This window comes from Calothrix sp. PCC 7507, assembly GCF_000316575.1.
Lineage (GTDB): Bacteria > Cyanobacteriota > Cyanobacteriia > Cyanobacteriales > Nostocaceae > Fortiea.
Genome location: NC_019682.1, coordinates 1,746,332 through 1,763,986, shown reverse-complemented (window position 1 = coordinate 1,763,986; position 17,655 = coordinate 1,746,332). Strand labels below are relative to the sequence as shown.

Genomic DNA, 17,655 nt, shown 5'->3' with positions numbered 1-17,655 from the left:
TTTCCACCCGAAGTTTCGAGCGGAGAAAGTCTCCGCTTGGACTCCTCAACAGTGAACAGTAAACAGTGAACAGTGAACAGTAAACAGTAAACAGTGAATTTGATAACTGATAACTGATAACTGATAACTGAATTCTCACCTTATAGAGAAAATATAAAGCTTTGTTATTAAATACTGGTTATACATTTTAAAAAACTATGGCAGATGCCTTGAAAATTCAGCTGCCGAATATTCCTAGCGCGATCGCTCTGGCGGGAGATGGGGAAGAAAATCTCAAAACTCTATCCCAGCAAACAGGGGCCAGCTTAGTGCTGCGCGGACAGGATTTGCACATTTCTGGCACAGAAAAGCAAATTGATCTGGCGTCTCGATTAGTGCGATCGCTCGAATATCTCTGGACTAAAGGTAATCTCATTTCCAATGCCGATATTTCCACAGCTCGTCAAGCCTTGGATAGCGATCGCTCAGAAGAATTACAAGATTTACAACGAGATATCCTCGCGAGAACTCGTCGGGGTGAAGAAATTCGCGCTAAAACCTTTCGCCAGCGACAATATATCGACGTTCTCCGCAGACGTGACCTCACTTTCTGCACCGGGCCGGCTGGGACTGGCAAAACTTTTCTCGCTGTTGTCGTTGCCGTCCAAGCACTTCTAGCTAACCAATTTGAAAAAATAATTTTAACCCGTCCCGCCGTCGAAGCTGGCGAAAAACTCGGCTTTTTGCCAGGAGATTTACAGCAAAAAGTTGATCCCTATCTCCGCCCACTTTATGATGCCATCAATGAATTTATCGATCCCGAAAAAGTTCCTAATTTGATAGAACGCGGTGTCATTGAAGTCGCACCACTCGCTTACATGCGGGGACGCACCTTAAATAATGCCTTTGTAATCGTGGATGAAGCCCAAAATACCACACCCGCTCAAATAAAAATGGTTTTGACCCGTCTGGGTTTCCGTTCGCGGATGGTAATTACAGGTGACATCACACAAACTGATTTACCAGTGAACCAACAATCAGGACTTGCAGTAGCTGTGCAAGTTTTAAAACATGTTGAAGGTATTGCCTTTTGTGAATTTTCTCAAAGAGATGTTGTGCGCCATCCCCTAGTTCAGCGCATTGTTGCTGCTTACGAAAAATACGAAAGTTAGTCAATAATTAAGTTCAGGAATCAAACCGGATTGCTATGTATGGTTCATACCCCTGCAACTGACATATTACAATTACAGCGATCGCTCCCAGAAAAGCGTGTGTCTCTTCATGTCGATTGGGACGGTTATCAAACAATCCGTAAAACCTTGGGTGAAAATCGATCCGCGCATCTAACCTACTACAACGGCATTCTGGAGATTATGACTCCATTAGAAGCACACGAAAATTCGAGTGGGTTAATTGGGCAATTTATCGAGATTTTGACTGAAGAATTCAATCTCAACATCAAAAGTATGGAATCGACCACCCTCGATCGCCCTGGACTAAAAGTGGGGGCTGAACCCGATCAAGGATATTACATTGCCAATGAACCCTTGGTGCGGGGTAAAACCGTTGATCTCAATGTCGATCCACCGCCAGATTTAGTTGTAGAAGTTGACATCACCCACACCGATATCAACAAAAATATTCTGTATGCAGAGATAGGAGTGCCGGAATTTTGGCGATACAACGGCGAAATCTTGAAAATTTATGAGCTGCAAAATGGTCAATATCAAGAAGTACAGATGAGTCCAACATTTCCTGGTGTTCCCAAAGAGCAGCTTTATGAGTTTCTGAGTAATTGTGCCCAGCGAGGAGAAACCCAGGCCAAGCGAGACTTGAGAGTATGGATTCGCAAGCAACACTAAATTTTAAAATGGGGAATGGGGAATAGACAATAGAGAATTAGTTTTTCATCGACTTTCTAATCCCCATTCTCCATAATCATTTCAATTGAGTAAACTCAAACACATCATGGCTGCCACCACGGAGAATAGATTCCGTATGTTTTCCCAGCAATCGCTTACCTAAAACCTGTTCTAATGCACCCCAAACAGCACCTAGTGTGTAAGTACATTTACGTGGTGAACCCGGGGACTCACCCGCAGAACATAAAGTTTCAGAAGTGTAGATTTTAATCACATCACTTTCTGTCTCAACTTTATTGATGATGCACAGACAAGTGCCATCTTTACCTAAGGCTAACCCTAGCTTGTAGACAACATCTTCTAAAGCCAGGTTTGTCCCGATTAAGCCTAATTCCTCTGCTAATTGTTTACCACGACTGCGACCTGCAGAAGTTAGAGCGATCGCAGTGGCTTTTTCACCCAAAGCCTCTTCCATACCTGAAATTGCCGCTTTGAAACAGATAATACTGCTGAAATCTCCCAATATTGGACGTAACATCAAGGATTCTCCTCCAAAATTTCCTTCCTGATTTCTGCAATGCCCGTATTTTTAGTTAAGCTACCAGGGGAGCAATTTGAGCAACAGCACGTTTAATTTCTAAAAATAATAAACCTTGTTTAGCAGCAGCACTGGATAAAACCAATAAAACGGCTTCGGGTCCACAGCTAACTACGACACCAAAGCCTTTCTCGCCTTCAACAACAATCCGATCAATGGTACCGCGAACTAATTCGCTACCAATGCGTTCACCTAATGAAAGCATCGCGGCTGACATCGCTGCAGTTCTGTCTTCATCCATATCTGTTGGTAGTACCGAAGCCAAAGCCAGACCATCAGGGCTGACCAAAGCAGCGCCCTGCACGTTAGATGTGCCACTCACAAAGTTTTGCAGAATCTCTTGTAGCATTGAAACGTTAATCATACGTTTTTCCTCAGTAATTTTTGGTAAAGCTGGTTGACTATGCGGATTGCTTGACGACTCTAATGCGTCGCCTGTTTCCATGAACATTTGGCTAAATGTTCTTGAGAGTAGCTTGAGGATATTGCCCAAATACATTAAGGCTCATCAGCTCCCTACAATATGGAGGTTTTCGTGATTTCTTGGATGAGTGCTTGTATAGCCTCTGTAACTGAAGCCTTTTTGGTAGTATTGACAACTATTAAAGGTGGCCTGTCGGGGGAATTTTGCATTCCCAAAGCGATCGCTATGTCTTCCATCCCCCAAGCACCAGGACAATCTGTATGAGTCAGTCCTATCAGCATGGGAATTTGCACCCTTTGATTGACAAAATCCAGAATCTGACTACCATAGCGGAAATCTTCTGGGCGGTGAGCAGCTACTAAGAGAATGTAAGCATTAGCTCTGCGAATCAGGATATCCCACATAAAGTCAAATCGAGGTTGTCCTGGTGTGCCATAAATGTAAAGTGATTGACTAGGTGCTATTGCAAGATATCCAAAGTCCAAAGCTACTGTAGTTTGAGCTTTTATCTTCACTATTTCATCTGTAGCTTTTTTGTCAGTATCAACGACTTCTGTGTCACTAATAGTGCGAACAAAGCTTGTTTTCCCAGCGCCTACGCCACCTGTAATCACCACGCGTAGGGTGTTCATCTAAACCTCCGCCAGTCTAATACCTCCATAACATATAGGATTAGTATTTGATTTTTGAAATATACATAGTGGGGTGGGCATTGCCCACCGTATCATGGTTTTGTAAGGCATAGCCCTGCCTACAGATACTTAGATTTTTTCAATAATCAAATCAGATTCCTATATTTTTAATAGGTATGGTAATTTTGAACCTGTTTTTAGGTAGGGTGAAGGCAACTAGAATCGCCTACATTGACCTGACTAGTGCAAATGAATCTTTGAAGCACATTAGTAGTTTCGGTCTTCTTTGGGAACTTTTACAACAACTATTTTTCTCCAAAGATGCAATTTGTAGATTAATTACATCTGGTATTGCACACCCAATGTTTTTAAGGCTTGTATTACTTGAAATTGTACACTAGTAATAATTTATTTGCGTGAGAATAAATGATTATATTTTTTTATCAAATAAATGTATCTCATAATACTCGACGCCAAATACATTTTTGATGTATGTGAGGTTATTAGATACTCTAAATTCCCGTCAACCCTTAGGGGCGGGGAAACCCCGCCCTCTAACACAGACGTTCCATCTCACAGTAAATATACAAAATTGATAGTATTTATAATTACATCTCTATGAGTTATTAAATTTACGCTCTTTACTTTGACTGGAGTTGGTATTGATTGCAATTGGCTAATTCTTGAATGAGCGTAATCAAAGCATTCCTCGCGGATGCTTCGTTTGTAGCATTGACATTGATCAAAGGCGGACAATCAGATTGATCCAAAATTCCTAAAGCTAGTGCGACATCTTCTATTTCCCAAGCATCTGGACAATCGGTATGAGTCACGCCAATCAGATAAGGAATCTTTACCCGCTGCTTCATGAAGTTCAAAATTTTTCGACTATACCGAAATTGTTCAGGACGGTGAGCATCTACTAGCAAGATGTAAGCATGAGCCTTCCGAATGAGGATATCCCACATAAAATCGAATCTAGTCTGTCCAGGAGTACCATAAAGGTGCAAAGATTGATTTTGTCCTATAGAAAGGATGCCAAAGTCCATAGCTACAGTAGTTTGAGCTTTAATTAGTGCAGTTTCATCTGTAGCTTTCCTGTCAGTATCAACAGCTTGAATTTCACTAATAGTCCGAATGAAGCTCGTTTTGCCTGCGGATACCCCACCCGTAACCACAATACGTAAGATTGCCATTAAGTCTTACTCCTTAAAAACCCAACCAAATTTTGTAAAAAAGCTGTATTTACTTGTTGTGTTTCTGGCGCTGGATATTTTTTAGATTCGACAATAGAAGAATTGATCCAGCTAACATCCAAAGGGTAGTCATCCAAATCTGGTGTAGAATTAATCACGGTAACTTCTTCTACCAATCCAGCCAGCATTAAACGAAAAGCAGCTTGCTGAACTTTCATGATTGGTTGATGGAGTTGAGATGCGATCGCTCTAATCGAAACACTACCATTAGCAAATTCCCATACTTGCCATTCAAAAGCATCCAAGCGCAAATTTGGTTTACTTTGTATAATGCTTTGGATACCAAAGTCAGCATCTGGAAGTGCATCAGCCATCACTCCCCAGTTTTTCAACACTCTTAAAGCCATCAGCGCCACTTCAATTGCTCTCAGGCTTAATCCTGTCATTTCTTTCCAGGGTACGGTAGCTTTGGTATCGAGTTTAAATACACCTGTCTGAATTTCAAACAGCTCTCGCACTTGCTGTAATTGACTAGCAAATAAGAGGTTTAGCTGTTCAGCACTCAGCACTTCTTGAGTTTTTAAATTCAAACCCAGAGGTGTTGCAGATGCTAACAAATGGATCTGTTGCAAATCTAGCTGGTTTATCCATCCACGTTGGGCAATTTTAGATGCTAAACCTCCACCATTTAAGCGATTAGCAGTAGCGACAATGCGTCCTTGTCGAAACCAAATATAGTAATAGTGAGATTTAGATCCTGGAGCATAAAGGTCTGGTAAGGTACAAACACTTAAGCAACCAGATTTGCGTCCTTGGTCAATCAATTGAAACAATTCAGCCAAGGAAAAATCTGTAAAAGAACTAGATAGAGTCATTAGTGTAAAAGGTATAAAAATCAATTTCTACTAACCTGTTCTACAGGCTAGTTGTCTGTCCCAAAAGTGTTGACTGGTTTGTCATCAAAACCCGGTAGAGATGGCGATTTATCGCGTCTCCTTAACCGTCAAAATTAATGGGATAGAACACTAGTTGGCACATTAAATTGTGACAACATTACCACCCTGTTTTTGATCTCTTTACTCAAAAGATACAGAAGAATGAATGCATATTTCTCTGATGATATGCACACAATTCAATGTATTAAGTAAATCCAGTAATATGCTTCCCTAACGATAGAAAACTGCTTGCCAACTTGCAAGTTTTTGACTTGTTTTAGTCAAAAGCTACTTATGCTTTTACTGATGCATAATTAGAATCATAAATTATACGCTCTTATTATTAAAATAAGTAATTTTACTAATAAACTATTTGCTTGCGTAAATATACGTATTTTTGCAAAATTTAGGTTACTAAAAATACTGATATGTATTTTGCTGGATCTCTCTTTATATTACCGTTAATGCTAACTAGATTCTTCCTATTCCAGAGTTCTCAGTTACGAATACCCAATACACAGACTTCTTTTGGTTCATTACAGCGTAAGACTCAATACTCATTAATCTATATAAATTCTTTTAAATAAAAAATCTTCGCGGGATGACAATAACTCATTCATACGTATTTATAGGTGAGGGGTGATGTTTTTATTGAGTTTATTTCTATATGTATTAACTTTAGTAAAAAAATGCAACACAATTTCTGATTGAATAAGTATAGGACTTACCCACTGTACAAATTAATTATTGTATGCATTAACCAAAATAAGAAATTTCCGGCTTTGATCAATCATGACTTTTATGGTAAACATATCCTTGCTATGGAGGGTTTAGCACTGCTAAACCCCTACGAAAGATGTGTTTTGTCTGTCGCGCATATTTTGCATTTCCTGTCAATGCGTAAGTCCTAAAGTATTTAATCACTAAAAAATTAATATTAGGTAATATAACCATGCAGATGCTTGCTATAAGAGTAATTTGGAGTTTTTGTTTGATAGTTTTTTTGCTATTGGGGAGTGGGAATGCTACCGCAGGGGAATTGTCTGAACGGCTGGCAAATTTTCCCCAGTGGGAAAAGCTAAATTCTGTCAAACCGGCTGTAGGGGATTTGGGTTATCCAAATTGGATGGCGGGTTCTTGGCGGGTTACAAGTACGTTAGTAGATTTGGTTGCGCCTTTAGCGCCAAATATTGTGACACCAGGATTTGCAGCGAATCGCAGACAATTAAATCAGCCTGTAAGTTTCCTGGTAAGATTTATTGAAGGTAAACCCTCTGCTTCTAATTTAAAAATTCTGCCTGGGATAGATAAAAAATTACCAATTTTAGTGGCAGATAGAGTATTTAATAGTTTGAATTTGGCACGGGCTTATTTAGGGGATGAAGCTGTGTTATCAGTCAAAGTAGATCCCGACTCACCTAATCGTCAGATTACCTTATTGCGTGGTGAGCGCCAGCTAGTTTCCATTGTCACCGCCCGCGCCACGGAAACTACCCCTGATGCTCAATTCATTACTACAGAAGTGTTTCAGCAATTATTTAAAGGTGGTGCTACTCCCTATTTTAACTCTGTTGAATCTACTACTGCCTATCGTCAACTTGCTACATCTCAACCAAGAATAGAAGCAGATCAAGTGACGGCTGTCTACCTTTCCCCTCAAGATCCAGATTACTTTGCTGCAGATTCTCGGCCAGTTGCTCTTTATCGCTATCGTCTAGAATTTATTCCTGCACAATAGTCAAAAATCTCAACCTGATATTAAGAATTCAGAAGTCAGGAGACAGGAGACAGAATTTATTTGCTGAACGGTAATTTGGACAACTTTGGGAATCCAGAGTCGCACACTCCCTCTTCCTGAATTCTGACTCCCTTGAGTGGTAGGTATTTTACATTTTTCTACTTAATTCTCAAGAATGATTTAGTGGATTGACTCTTGACTACATCGTAATACACATGTAGTATATAATTTCCAAGCTAACGCTCGCGCTCTTGGAAGGTGTGCATCATGGCAAAATTCCGAGATATTGTTGATTATTTTCGTCCCTACTGGGGGCTGAGTATCTTTAGTATTACAGCATCCAGCTTTTACGAAGTTATTGATTTGGTTGTGCCTTATGCGATCGGGCAGATTTTAAACGTCTTGTCTGGTGAACAATTAGACAGACCATTGCAAGGAGCGATCGCTACTTTTTCTGACGCTATCAATTACCCAGCAGATAAACTTCTATCTTTAGGTGTATTACTGGGGTTAATTTTTGCGGTGACAGTATTGAGAGCGCCGACTGAACCTTGGTTAACCAATTGGTTTCACTGGGATATAGCTTTAAAGACGCGTCGCATTCAGAGTCAAAAAGCCATAGAAAAAATTCTCACCCTACCACTAGAATTTTTTGATGAGAATAACCCTGGAAGAATTGCTGGACGAGTGGCTAGAGGTGTGAGTAATCATACGTGGACTTATCCCGAAGTCGCCGGACAGATGATTCCTAAAATGCTCCGAGTGCTGGCAATTTTTGTGTGTATTTGGTTGATTGAATGGCGAATTGCGATTTTCTTTCTGATTACTTTTGTCATTATCCTCATTTTTAGCTTATCGAAGTTAAAACGGCTGATTTGGCACGATAATCGTGTAGATAAATATGCAGAAACAACAGAAAGTCGCACTTCGGAAATTATCACCAACATCAAGACTGTTAAAGCATTTGCGACAGAGTCTGAGGAACTAAAGCGGCAAAAGCAGCGGTTAGAAAGAGAGCTAACAGTAGTTGATTATCGCATCCATAAAGGTTACGTCAAACTTGGTACTTGGCAACGAACTCTAGTTCAGTTTGGTGTATTTATGGTGTTAGGTTTAACTTTAGCCGCAACAGTAAACGGGAAAATTTCTTTAGGTCATTTTATCACGACTTTAACTCTTTCTAGTATGGCTTATGCTGAGATTCAACCGATGAGTACTTTAGCAGAAGTTTTTGCTCGGCGCTATTCTTCAATGATACGGTTTCATGAATTTCTCCAAGAACCATCGGTTGTTGATGGCGAGAAGCTTTTAGAAGAGGAATATCAAGCAGAATCACCCTATCGATTTACTGGCAAAGTTGAGTTTTCGCATCTTGGTTTTGGCTATGATGCCAACCGCAAAGTTTTACAAGATATCAATTTACTGATTGAACCATATCAAACAGTAGCATTGGTAGGGCGTTCAGGTTCGGGTAAGTCCACTTTAGTTAAGTTGTTGTTGCGGTATTTTGAACCTCAAGAAGGTCAGATTTTGATTGATGGACAAGATATTCGCACCTTGGATGTGGGTAAATATAGACGAAGATTGGCGATCGTTCATCAAGAAGTAGACATTTTTAACGGTACTTTGCTGGATAACCTGACTTATGGGAAGCCAGACGCTAGCTTTGAGCAGGTTCAGGAAGCCTGTAGGATTGCTAGAGTCGATGATGTAGTGCAGCAGCTATCTAAGGGTTATTACACTGTTGTCGGCGAACGTGGTGTGAGGCTGTCTGGAGGACAAAGACAGCGTTTAGGAATTGCTAGAGCTTTGTTAGTGGAACCAGACGTACTGGTTTTTGATGAAGCTACCTCTAGTCTAGATTATGAGTCTGAGCGCTCAATTCAACTAGCGATGCGATCGATTCAGGGAACTCGCACTACGATTATCATTGCTCACCGTCTGAGTACGGTACGCGAAGCCGATAAGATCGTGGTTCTAGATCAAGGAAAGATTGTAGAAGTCGGTAATCACGAAGAACTCTTACGTCAAGAGGGTATTTATCGCCGCTTGCACTCTCTGCAAGAAACAGGGGAACTGTTGAATTAGCAAGGTGCGCTATTTTTCTTTAACCCCTTGCAATTTCTAGAAACCAGTGCTACTGTTGATAATCGTGAGACAAATGGGTCGGTGTCCGAGTGGTTAATGGAGACGGACTGTAAATCCGTTGGTTTACGCCTACGCTGGTTCAAATCCAGCCCGGCCCACCACTTCTAAAGTTATGAGTTATAATAGCTGGGTGATTGTAAATGTCACAGCCTTATAACTCCTAGCTTAAAAACTAAAAATCGTTTTTTGCCCGTGTGGCTCAGTGGTAGAGCACACCCTTGGTAAGGGTGAGGTCACGAGTTCAATCCTCGTCACGGGCTTGTTGAATCGTTGAAAAAACAACGAATTCTCCTAGTTGCATACATTGGCTGTACTCTACCAGTATCGCTTTACATCGATTTAGTTGCATAGAAGTTGTATAACAGAATTACTTATCAAATTATAATTATTGATAATATATTTTTATCAACAACTTACTTTGTGGATTAATCACCACGTATATTAAGAAGTACTGCTATTTCCGCTTCTAAGACCTCTATTTTCAGTTTTAGGTGTCATACAACCTAAAGGAATACATCGCCTGTTATGGAGGTTTATCGCAGTAAGTGCAAAATAATGCTAGTCACAACAATATTTGAAAAATCCTTACATTATCAACAAATTAGAGATTTTTTTAAATATATCCAAACTACTGCATTTTTGACTGAAGCGACTTTAATTAAGGTTAGTTAACCTAATGAAAATAAAATTGAAAATGGTTAAACGTGTTGAGGTGCGAGTACAGTAATCTAAATAACTCATATCGCATTAAGAAAATATAATATAAATATATTATATATTTAACTATAAAATCTATAACTGCAATAACTGATATTACTTAATATAGTTAACCTAGTATGATTAATGAAATAACTACTATAGTCACTCGAAACTAATACTAACAGTTTAACGTCATACTTAGGACAGTAACCGTTAGGACACTAGCCGTTATTTTCTCTGAAAGGAGCTTATTATTGCTTTTTTCTTACGTTGTTCTGCTGTAAGTTCCGCCTTCTCTCTATTTTCCTTATATTTTACAATTGACTTATTACACTCCTCTAATAACCTATTAACATGAGGTCTTAACTGCTCAGTAGGGAATTTAAAATCACTGTTAAAATCCCAATTAAATATCGTTACAGTTGTCTTACTACCATTAGGATTTAATGGTGTTATCATCATTTGATGCTTATATCCTGATATATATGCAACAGTACCTACAATTCTGTTTTGAGAGTTAATTAACAGAATCGAATTAGTATCAGTTAACCTCAGTTGTAATTTGCCAAGGTGTTTCAATTCGCTGCATATGAAAACTCTAGATACAATCGTTACATCTAAGTTTTTTTGTATACCTGTCGGTAGTTTTACACCTATTGATCTTTTAGTTTTAACACCTTTTGGATTACCGATATAACCACCGTTTACTAGTTCTATTTGTTCTTGTTTTGGTGTTACTGGTTTAACGGGTGTTTCTGGTATCTGAATTTCTAATCCGTCTTGATAGTTACTAGATGTGTCCTTAGTAAGATTATCACTATTAACCGGAATAGAGTTACTTTTGTTAATTTTAATAATATTTTCAAATACTTCTATCCAATTATTAGATATAATTATCTTAATGGCAAAATGACAGATATTATCTATGTCTTTTGTTGTAAATTCTCGCTTAAATAGCTTGTATTGTTCATGTTCATATAATTTGAAAATACTATAATAAATTAAATATTCTAACAATTTCGCACTAGATTTAATACACAAATAATCTATTGCCTCTAAAGCTATTTGCTGCTGAAGCAAGATTTGTTTATCTTTGATTTTAGCTAAAGGAAGAATATACTTATCTTCCATGAGTCGATAATGAGTTAGAAAGTATTGACTACAATCTTTAATAATATTATTAATTGCTTGGTTATTGTCACGCTTGATTGAATCAATCCAGCTATTAGATTTAATATTATTAATAACTTTTTCTTGATCAACAGAAATCATACTTAAAAAATGTTGTTGAAATATCTCTAATCTTTGTCCCCTATTCTCAACCAAGCTACTTGTTTTTGTACCATTGCCATCGGCTGATACTCTCAGGTTACATTCTTCTACTTGTCTAGAACTAGTGACATGAAAATGAGCAAAATGAGGTTTTCTATACTCACCCTTTTTCAGATAAACAGGTTCTCCACATACATAACAACGCAATTTAAGCTCGTCGTAGGAAGAAAAATTACAATTATCTGCATAAACTTTTTGACCACCTAAAGCCATTGCTCTTGCATATTCCATATTCAATTGATGTTAGTGATACTCTCATGATTACGAGAATAACTGCTCATACTTAGAATATGCCTGAGTGAGGTTACTTATAATACTTGTATTTCCTGATCGTAAATTAAGGCTTTGAGCCTTTGTTAAAGATTCAACAAGAGTCCTTGATGCACATTTTTGACTATGAATTGACTATTGAACAAAAATGTCTTGATTCTCATACCAATTTAAATAATCTTTGCGACAGATGAATTTTCGCTAAGTAAGGGCGAACAACCGTTCGCCCTTACTATTTGTCGCATTCTTTTTTCAAATTGGCATCAGTTTTTAGAGCAACTTAAACCGCTGTAGTCGGTGTGTGAGAAAATTTATATTTGGGATCAGGGAAAAATAGCTGAATAAGTCTTAAGAGCGTTGACCAGTGACGATGTATGCTACTCGTTGACCGATATTAGTCGCATGATCTGCCATGCGTTCTAAACAACGAATTGCTAGTGCTAGCAGGACAATTGGCTCGACTACACCTTGAACATCTCGTTGAAAGGCTAAAGTTTGATAAAGGCGATCATATGCGTTGTCTACAGCGTCATCTAAGCGCTTGATGCTTCGTCCTCCAGCTTCATCCAAATCTGCCAAAGCCACCAAGCTTGTGGCTAGCATCGCCTGAGCATGATGTGACATGACGGCAATTTCTGGTAAAGAATCATGAGGTGGATAAGGAAAAATCTTAATGGCGATTTTAGCTAAGTCCTTAGCATAATCTCCAATCCGCTCTAAATCTCGCACTAGTTGCATAAAAGCACTCAAACAGCGCAAATCTTGAGCCGTGGGAGCTTGCAAGGTCATAATTGCTGTGCAGTCTGATTCTATTTGTCTATAAAAACGATCAATTTTTTTATCTAATCGGGGAAGTTCCGCCGCTGCTGTTAAATCGCGAGCCAATAACGCTTGGTGACTGAGGCGAAATGATTGTTCCACCAAAGCTCCCATACGTAATACATCGCGTTCTAAGCGCCTCATGGCACGCGCTAGCTGGGATCTATCAGGATTGGGACTATAAATGGCTGCGTTCACACTTGTAGTTTCAAACGTGAATATATTCTTTAACTATAGTCTTGACTAAGGGTATTTGCCATAATTTCTGGGAGTTGGACTTGTATCCACGCGCCTCCAGTTTCGGGATGATTCATGGCTTTAATTGAACCGCCATGAGCGAGAACAATTTGCCGAACGATCGCTAAACCCAACCCACTACCAACGATCGCTGTTGTAGAATTACTTTCTTCCACTGGAGAACGGTATCGAGCTTTGTCTCCTCGGTAAAATCGCTCAAAAACATGGGGTAAATCCGCTTCCGAAAACCCTACACCATAGTCAATGACGTTGATTTCTAAGTAATGGGAACCAGGATTACTTTGATGAGTATCTTTTTCCGGCAAAATTTTGGCTTCGATGCGAACGCTTGCACAAGGGGGGCTATATTTGATGCTGTTATCCAACAAGTTAAGAAATACTTGGTAGATTCGAGAGCGATCGGCCTTGATCCAGAGGTTTTCAACTCCAGAATAGGTGAGAGTTAGATGCAGCCGTTGTGCTAATGGTTCTAGTGTCTCCCACACAGATGATACCAGCGATCGCACTTCCACTGCTTCGGGATTTAATTGAATGGTTGGATTCGTTTCCATTTGGGTGAGTTCCAACCAACTTTGTACCAGGTTAATCAATCGGTCAACTTCCTGCATCAGGCGGTTAACCCAGCGATTTAACGGTGGTTCTAAGCGGTTTTGCAATGTTTCCGCCACCAAGCGAATGGAAGTTAGGGGTGTTCTGAGTTCGTGTGCTAAATCAGAAAAAGAGCGATCGCGTATTTGATTTATATCGAGCAGGGGTTGGCAATTTTCCAGAAACACTCCTACTTGCCCTTGGTCTAAGGGTAAGCTAGATGCCCGCAAAGCCAGAGATTTTATTATCAACATTTCTGCGGCATTCTCACAAGAGGGGTGAAACACCCACTCTCTTAACTGCGGTTTTTGAGAATCACGAGTTTGCTCAATTAACTGGTCAAGTTCATAAGAACGTACTAACTCCAGCAATAAGCGCACTTGCCCTGGTTGCCAGCGTTCTAGATATAATATCTTTCTTGCCTGCTGATTGCACCAGAGCAGTTGATTTTCTTCATCCACCTGTAAATAGCCTAGTGGTGCGAAGTCCAGCAATTGTTGGTAAGTTTCTAGCGATCGCTGCAAATCTTGTCGGTGTTGCTTCACCATAGCAATTTCTTGCCGCAAGCGGGGCATCAACGGTAGCGCCACTGAGGAAGAATAGGAATTTAAAGGTTTGAGTACTCCCCCCAAATAGCGGTTCAGCTGAATCTGTTGCCAAATCCAAAACCCAACACCCACCGCCAAACCCAGACAAAATCCCAATAAAAACATTTAAGTCATTAGTTGCTTTGTGACAACTAAAAACTAACAATTATCGTCACCAATTATCCAAATCTGTAACCAAAACCTCTCACAGTCACAATATACTCAGGACGACTAGGGTCTTGCTCAAGTTTTTCCCTGAGCCAGCGGATGTGAACATCTACAGTTTTACTATCCCCCACAAAATCCGGACCCCAGACCTGATCTAGCAACTGTTCCCGCGACCAAACACGACGCGCATAACTCATAAACAGTTCTAGGAGGCGGAATTCTTTAGGCGACAAGCTCACTTCTTGATTGCGAACCAGTACACGACACTCTTGCGGGTTCAAAGTCACATCTTTGTACTTTAATACTGGTAATTGGGGCAAAGTACTCAAGCGCTGGCGCCGGAGTAGAGCGCGACACCGAGCCACCAACTCACGCATACTGAAAGGCTTCGTCAAATAGTCATCTGCGCCCACTTCTAAGCCCAGGACACGGTCAGTTTCACTACCTTTAGCACTTAGCATCATAATCGGTACTGGGTTGCCTTGATGACGCAGCAAGCGGCAAATGTCCAGCCCATTGATCTGTGGCAACATCAAATCCAGAATCACCAAGTCAAAGGAGACTTCCCCTGAGTTTGGCTCAAAGTTTTTGAGATATTCTACAGCCATCCGCCCATCAGTAGCTGTGACTACTCCATAACCTTCCTCTTCCAATGCCACAACTAACATTTCCCTGATTAGTTCTTCATCTTCTACTACAAGAATGCGGCTTGTTTGTCCTATGTCCGCTCTGGCAGAAAACTTAGTCGATTCGCTGGTGTACATTGATATCACAAAAATTTCGGGTTTGTGCTGGTATTTAAGACTGTGAATTGCTTGATCAAGCATTTAACCTCAGTACATCTACGCTTTGTGCATAGCGACTTGCCTGATTAAAAGTAGCATAAATTACAACACCCACAAAATTATAAATTATTTAGGGTGCAAGCTGTGAAGAATTTTTTGGAGATTTAGCGTGTTTAATCTTTAATTATCGCTTTGATTATGTCTTGACAATAGCAGATTAAGTTAAGTACAATTTTAGTACAAAAGTACTATTAAATTTCACAGAGAAAACTTCATCTCAGAAACCATGAAGGCACTTGTGCGGTTAATTTTTCACCGTAACCAAGTGTTATGCGATGCATCGTTTCAGTATTTACACTGCACTAGAAACGCTGCCAGAGAAGCTACTCTAATGTCTGCATAGGGTAAGTCTTGGTATGGCTTGCTACCCTGTAAATTATCACACACATAAGGGAGTTGGAGTTATGACTACAGTTGCAGTCAAAGACAGTAAACAACAACTAATGCAAGCATTTCAACAAATTTTGACAGAAAGGAAAAAACTAGAATCGAAGATAGCCACCAAACAAGAAGAAGCAGAAAAGGCAAAAAATCAAGAACTTTTAGAAGCTGCTTCTACATACACTGTCGATAGTATTGTTAAAGGTTTAGCAGATTTACAATTAGAGTTTGGTAGCATTGTTAATGCGCTATCAGAAAAACTAGCGAAAGAAAACTCCAAGCTAGATGAACTAAACCGGGCTATAGAAATTGAAACTCAACACTTACAAGAGCTTCAGCAAATTAGAGTCGTAGCAGATGTTTTAGATATTTTAACTCAAGAACACCAAGAAAATTTAAAGACCCTAGAACAAGATATCGCTAGTAAGCAAGAAGCGCTAGAGAAAGAAATCACAACTAGGCGGAAAGAATGGCAAAAAGAGCAAGCAGAATATGAAGAAGCACTGCAAGCATACAACGAATTATTAGCTAAACAACGCTCTTCTGAAACAGAAGAATACCAATATAAATTAGCAACCACGCAAAAACTAACTACAGATGCTTACGAGGCGAGAAAGCGTAAATTAGAACGAGATATTCAAGAAACTACTCAACAAAAAGATAAAAACTGGGCTGAACGAGAAAAGATCCTCACTGAGCGTCAACCTTTATTTACAGAATATCAACAAAAAGTAACAGCATTTCCTCAAGAATTGGAAGAAGCAGTTAAAAAAGCTAGGGAAGAAGCAATTAAAGATACAAGTCAAAAGGCTAAAGTCGAAGCAGATTTATTTGAGAAAGAGTGGGAATCCGGCAAGCAAAATTACGAATTAAGAATTAAGTCTTTAGAAGAAACTATTCAGAAACAAACTGCACAGATAGAAGGTATTTCCGCTCAGTTACAAACAGCTTTAAAACAAGCGCAAGATTTAGCAATGCGAGCTTTCGATACTACTACCAAATAGTTGTAGGGTGGGCAGTGCCCACCAAAACCCGGACATGGTGGGCACTGCCCACCCTACTTTAAATTAGGAGAATTTGCATGGCACTCAAAAAACCGAATGATAAAAATACCAAAGTGGAAATTCTTCAAGCATATGAAGAGTTAGCTAAAGAAACTATAGCAGCTAAGTCTCAACTAAATCAATTACTCAAAGAGCAGCAATCTGTAACTAAAGAAAGACCATTAGCAGAGCCAAAAATATCTATGAGTCAGCCATCTACAATCCAGCAAAAAATGAATAATACGATTGAAAGTTTAGCGAAGATTCAATTGGGCTTTAGTAGTGCAGCCAATGAATTGTCTGAACAGCTAACTACACAAGCTGCTAAATTAGGAGGAATTAGGGAAGCTGTAGGAAAGGAAGTAGAGCAATTAACACAATTGCATAGCTTAGAAATTTCTGAAGATATATTGGATACTCTCATCGAATCGTATGAAAATAATTCCAAGACTTATGAAGCTGAGTTTAGCCAGCGTAAAGAAGTATTATTACAAGAAATAGATGAGCAAAGAAAAACCTGGGTAAGAGAACAAGAAGAAAATAGCCGCGTAACTAAGGAAAGGAATGAAGACATTAAAAGAGTTCGGCAAAGGGATGAGGCAGAGTATAAATATAATTTAGAACTCCAAAGAAAACTAGAAAAAGATGAATATGAACAACAACAAAAGTTACTAAATAATCAACTAGAAGAACTACAACAAGAAACAGAAAAACAGTGGGCTGAACGAGAGAAGTTAATTTTTGAAAGAGAAAAACAGTTTGAAGAATATAAAGCTAAGGTAGAAGCATTACCTAAAGACAAAGAAGCTGCTATCAAAAAGGCGACGGAGGAAGGTAAAGGAATTGCTCACTATCAAGCCAAGATTAAATCAGATTTATATGGTAAAGAAGTGGAAGGGCAAAAACGTTTCTATGAACAGAGATTACAATCTCTAGAACAAACTATTACCAATCAAGAAACGCGAATTCAGAACCTTTCTAAACAACTGGAATCTGCCCTTAAGCAAGTCCAGGATTTAGCAGTTAAAGCCATTGAAGGAACTGCGAATGTTAATTCGTATCAAGCAATTAAAGAAATAGCCTTAGAACAGGCAAAAAGTCAGGTGAAAAACAAATAAACCTGATTTTTTGCAGAGATGATTTTCAAGATGTA

General features: G+C 39.3%; 15 protein-coding genes and 2 tRNA genes. 8 read left to right on the top strand and 9 right to left on the bottom strand.

The features are described 5' to 3' along the window. Positions 1 to 197: 197 nt before the first annotated feature. Together CAL7507_RS07795 and CAL7507_RS07790 are read left to right on the top strand one after the other, a co-directional pair. A complete protein-coding gene (locus CAL7507_RS07795; RefSeq protein ID WP_015127913.1) occupies positions 198 to 1,151 on the top strand; it encodes a PhoH family protein in 954 nt (317 codons plus the stop codon). 39 nt (positions 1,152 to 1,190) lie between these two features. Next, positions 1,191 to 1,841 carry a Uma2 family endonuclease gene (locus tag CAL7507_RS07790; RefSeq protein ID WP_015127912.1) on the top strand — a complete coding sequence of 217 codons (651 nt, stop codon included), beginning with the start codon at positions 1,191 to 1,193 and terminating at the stop codon, positions 1,839 to 1,841. Positions 1,842 to 1,917: 76 nt separating this feature from the next. Here CAL7507_RS07790 and CAL7507_RS07785 read toward each other — a convergent pair whose 3' ends face one another. The 5 genes from CAL7507_RS07785 to CAL7507_RS07760 all read right to left on the bottom strand — a co-directional run bounded on the left by CAL7507_RS07785 (position 1,918) and on the right by CAL7507_RS07760 (position 5,566). Continuing rightward, on the bottom strand, positions 1,918 to 2,379 hold the full coding sequence (locus CAL7507_RS07785) for a hypothetical protein (protein WP_015127911.1): 462 nt from the start codon (positions 2,377 to 2,379) through the stop codon (positions 1,918 to 1,920). 55 nt (positions 2,380 to 2,434) lie between these two features. Next, positions 2,435 to 2,890: a roadblock/LC7 domain-containing protein gene (locus CAL7507_RS07780; protein WP_369750931.1), complete on the bottom strand. Its 456-nt coding sequence runs from the start codon at positions 2,888 to 2,890 to the stop codon at positions 2,435 to 2,437. A gap of 65 nt (positions 2,891 to 2,955) precedes the next feature. Continuing rightward, positions 2,956 to 3,495 carry an ATP/GTP-binding protein gene (locus CAL7507_RS07775; RefSeq protein WP_015127909.1) on the bottom strand — a complete coding sequence of 180 codons (540 nt, stop codon included), beginning with the start codon at positions 3,493 to 3,495 and terminating at the stop codon, positions 2,956 to 2,958. 641 nt (positions 3,496 to 4,136) lie between these two features. After that, positions 4,137 to 4,691 (bottom strand): ATP/GTP-binding protein, encoded by a 555-nt coding sequence (locus tag CAL7507_RS07765; RefSeq protein WP_015127907.1) that lies wholly within the window; start codon positions 4,689 to 4,691, stop codon positions 4,137 to 4,139. Further along, positions 4,691 to 5,566, bottom strand: coding sequence for a DUF4388 domain-containing protein (locus CAL7507_RS07760; protein WP_015127906.1), 876 nt, complete (start codon positions 5,564 to 5,566; stop codon positions 4,691 to 4,693). The genes CAL7507_RS07765 and CAL7507_RS07760 overlap by 1 nt, the downstream gene beginning before the upstream one ends. 1,018 nt (positions 5,567 to 6,584) lie before the next feature. On the opposite strand from CAL7507_RS07760, the gene CAL7507_RS07755 reads away from it, so the two are divergent. From CAL7507_RS07755 to CAL7507_RS07740, 4 genes are all read left to right on the top strand, one after another. After that, a complete protein-coding gene (locus CAL7507_RS07755; RefSeq protein WP_042341968.1) occupies positions 6,585 to 7,364 on the top strand; it encodes a DUF6816 family protein in 780 nt (259 codons plus the stop codon). Between the two features lie 267 nt (positions 7,365 to 7,631). After that, complete coding sequence (locus CAL7507_RS07750) at positions 7,632 to 9,452, top strand: ABC transporter ATP-binding protein (protein WP_015127904.1); 1,821 nt, start codon at positions 7,632 to 7,634, stop codon at positions 9,450 to 9,452. Positions 9,453 to 9,527: 75 nt separating this feature from the next. Continuing rightward, positions 9,528 to 9,613, top strand: a tRNA-Tyr gene (locus tag CAL7507_RS07745). Positions 9,614 to 9,700: 87 nt separating this feature from the next. Next, positions 9,701 to 9,772, top strand: a tRNA-Thr gene (locus CAL7507_RS07740). 667 nt (positions 9,773 to 10,439) lie between these two features. On the opposite strand, the gene CAL7507_RS32655 is transcribed toward CAL7507_RS07740, so the two are convergent. The 4 genes from CAL7507_RS32655 to CAL7507_RS07720 form a co-directional block, all read right to left on the bottom strand. Continuing rightward, the gene (locus CAL7507_RS32655; protein ID WP_015127902.1) at positions 10,440 to 11,774 is read right to left on the bottom strand and encodes a hypothetical protein; all 1,335 of its coding nucleotides are present in this window, start codon (positions 11,772 to 11,774) and stop codon (positions 10,440 to 10,442) included. Between the two features lie 387 nt (positions 11,775 to 12,161). Then, a complete protein-coding gene (gene phoU / locus CAL7507_RS07730; protein ID WP_015127901.1) occupies positions 12,162 to 12,830 on the bottom strand; it encodes a phosphate signaling complex protein PhoU in 669 nt (222 codons plus the stop codon). Positions 12,831 to 12,859: 29 nt separating this feature from the next. Then, a complete protein-coding gene (locus tag CAL7507_RS07725; protein ID WP_015127900.1) occupies positions 12,860 to 14,191 on the bottom strand; it encodes a cell wall metabolism sensor histidine kinase WalK in 1,332 nt (443 codons plus the stop codon). A 53-nt stretch (positions 14,192 to 14,244) separates the two neighbouring features. Then, positions 14,245 to 14,997 carry a response regulator transcription factor gene (locus tag CAL7507_RS07720; protein WP_042341964.1) on the bottom strand — a complete coding sequence of 251 codons (753 nt, stop codon included), beginning with the start codon at positions 14,995 to 14,997 and terminating at the stop codon, positions 14,245 to 14,247. Positions 14,998 to 15,482: 485 nt separating this feature from the next. On the opposite strand from CAL7507_RS07720, the gene CAL7507_RS07715 reads away from it, so the two are divergent. Together CAL7507_RS07715 and CAL7507_RS07710 are read left to right on the top strand one after the other, a co-directional pair. Further along, positions 15,483 to 16,463 (top strand): hypothetical protein, encoded by a 981-nt coding sequence (locus CAL7507_RS07715; protein WP_015127898.1) that lies wholly within the window; start codon positions 15,483 to 15,485, stop codon positions 16,461 to 16,463. Positions 16,464 to 16,540: 77 nt separating this feature from the next. Further along, positions 16,541 to 17,620, top strand: a complete 1,080-nt coding sequence (locus CAL7507_RS07710) for a hypothetical protein (protein WP_015127897.1) — start codon at positions 16,541 to 16,543, stop codon at positions 17,618 to 17,620. Positions 17,621 to 17,655: the final 35 nt, after the last annotated feature.

Bases quoted from the DNA above. Each gene is read 5' to 3' on its own strand.
- CAL7507_RS07795 (WP_015127913.1), top strand. From the start codon at position 198: ATGGCAGATGCCTTGAAAATTCAGCTGCCGAATATTCCTAGCGCGATC.
- CAL7507_RS07790 (WP_015127912.1), top strand. From the start codon at position 1,191: ATGGTTCATACCCCTGCAACTGACATATTACAATTACAGCGATCGCTC.
- CAL7507_RS07785 (WP_015127911.1), bottom strand. From the start codon at position 2,379: ATGTTACGTCCAATATTGGGAGATTTCAGCAGTATTATCTGTTTCAAA.
- CAL7507_RS07780 (WP_369750931.1), bottom strand. From the start codon at position 2,890: ATGTTCATGGAAACAGGCGACGCATTAGAGTCGTCAAGCAATCCGCAT.
- CAL7507_RS07775 (WP_015127909.1), bottom strand. From the start codon at position 3,495: ATGAACACCCTACGCGTGGTGATTACAGGTGGCGTAGGCGCTGGGAAA.
- CAL7507_RS07765 (WP_015127907.1), bottom strand. From the start codon at position 4,691: ATGGCAATCTTACGTATTGTGGTTACGGGTGGGGTATCCGCAGGCAAA.
- CAL7507_RS07760 (WP_015127906.1), bottom strand. From the start codon at position 5,566: ATGACTCTATCTAGTTCTTTTACAGATTTTTCCTTGGCTGAATTGTTT.
- CAL7507_RS07755 (WP_042341968.1), top strand. From the start codon at position 6,585: ATGCTTGCTATAAGAGTAATTTGGAGTTTTTGTTTGATAGTTTTTTTG.
- CAL7507_RS07750 (WP_015127904.1), top strand. From the start codon at position 7,632: ATGGCAAAATTCCGAGATATTGTTGATTATTTTCGTCCCTACTGGGGG.
- CAL7507_RS32655 (WP_015127902.1), bottom strand. From the start codon at position 11,774: ATGGAATATGCAAGAGCAATGGCTTTAGGTGGTCAAAAAGTTTATGCA.
- CAL7507_RS07725 (WP_015127900.1), bottom strand. From the start codon at position 14,191: ATGTTTTTATTGGGATTTTGTCTGGGTTTGGCGGTGGGTGTTGGGTTT.
- CAL7507_RS07720 (WP_042341964.1), bottom strand. From the start codon at position 14,997: ATGTACACCAGCGAATCGACTAAGTTTTCTGCCAGAGCGGACATAGGA.
- CAL7507_RS07715 (WP_015127898.1), top strand. From the start codon at position 15,483: ATGACTACAGTTGCAGTCAAAGACAGTAAACAACAACTAATGCAAGCA.
- CAL7507_RS07710 (WP_015127897.1), top strand. From the start codon at position 16,541: ATGGCACTCAAAAAACCGAATGATAAAAATACCAAAGTGGAAATTCTT.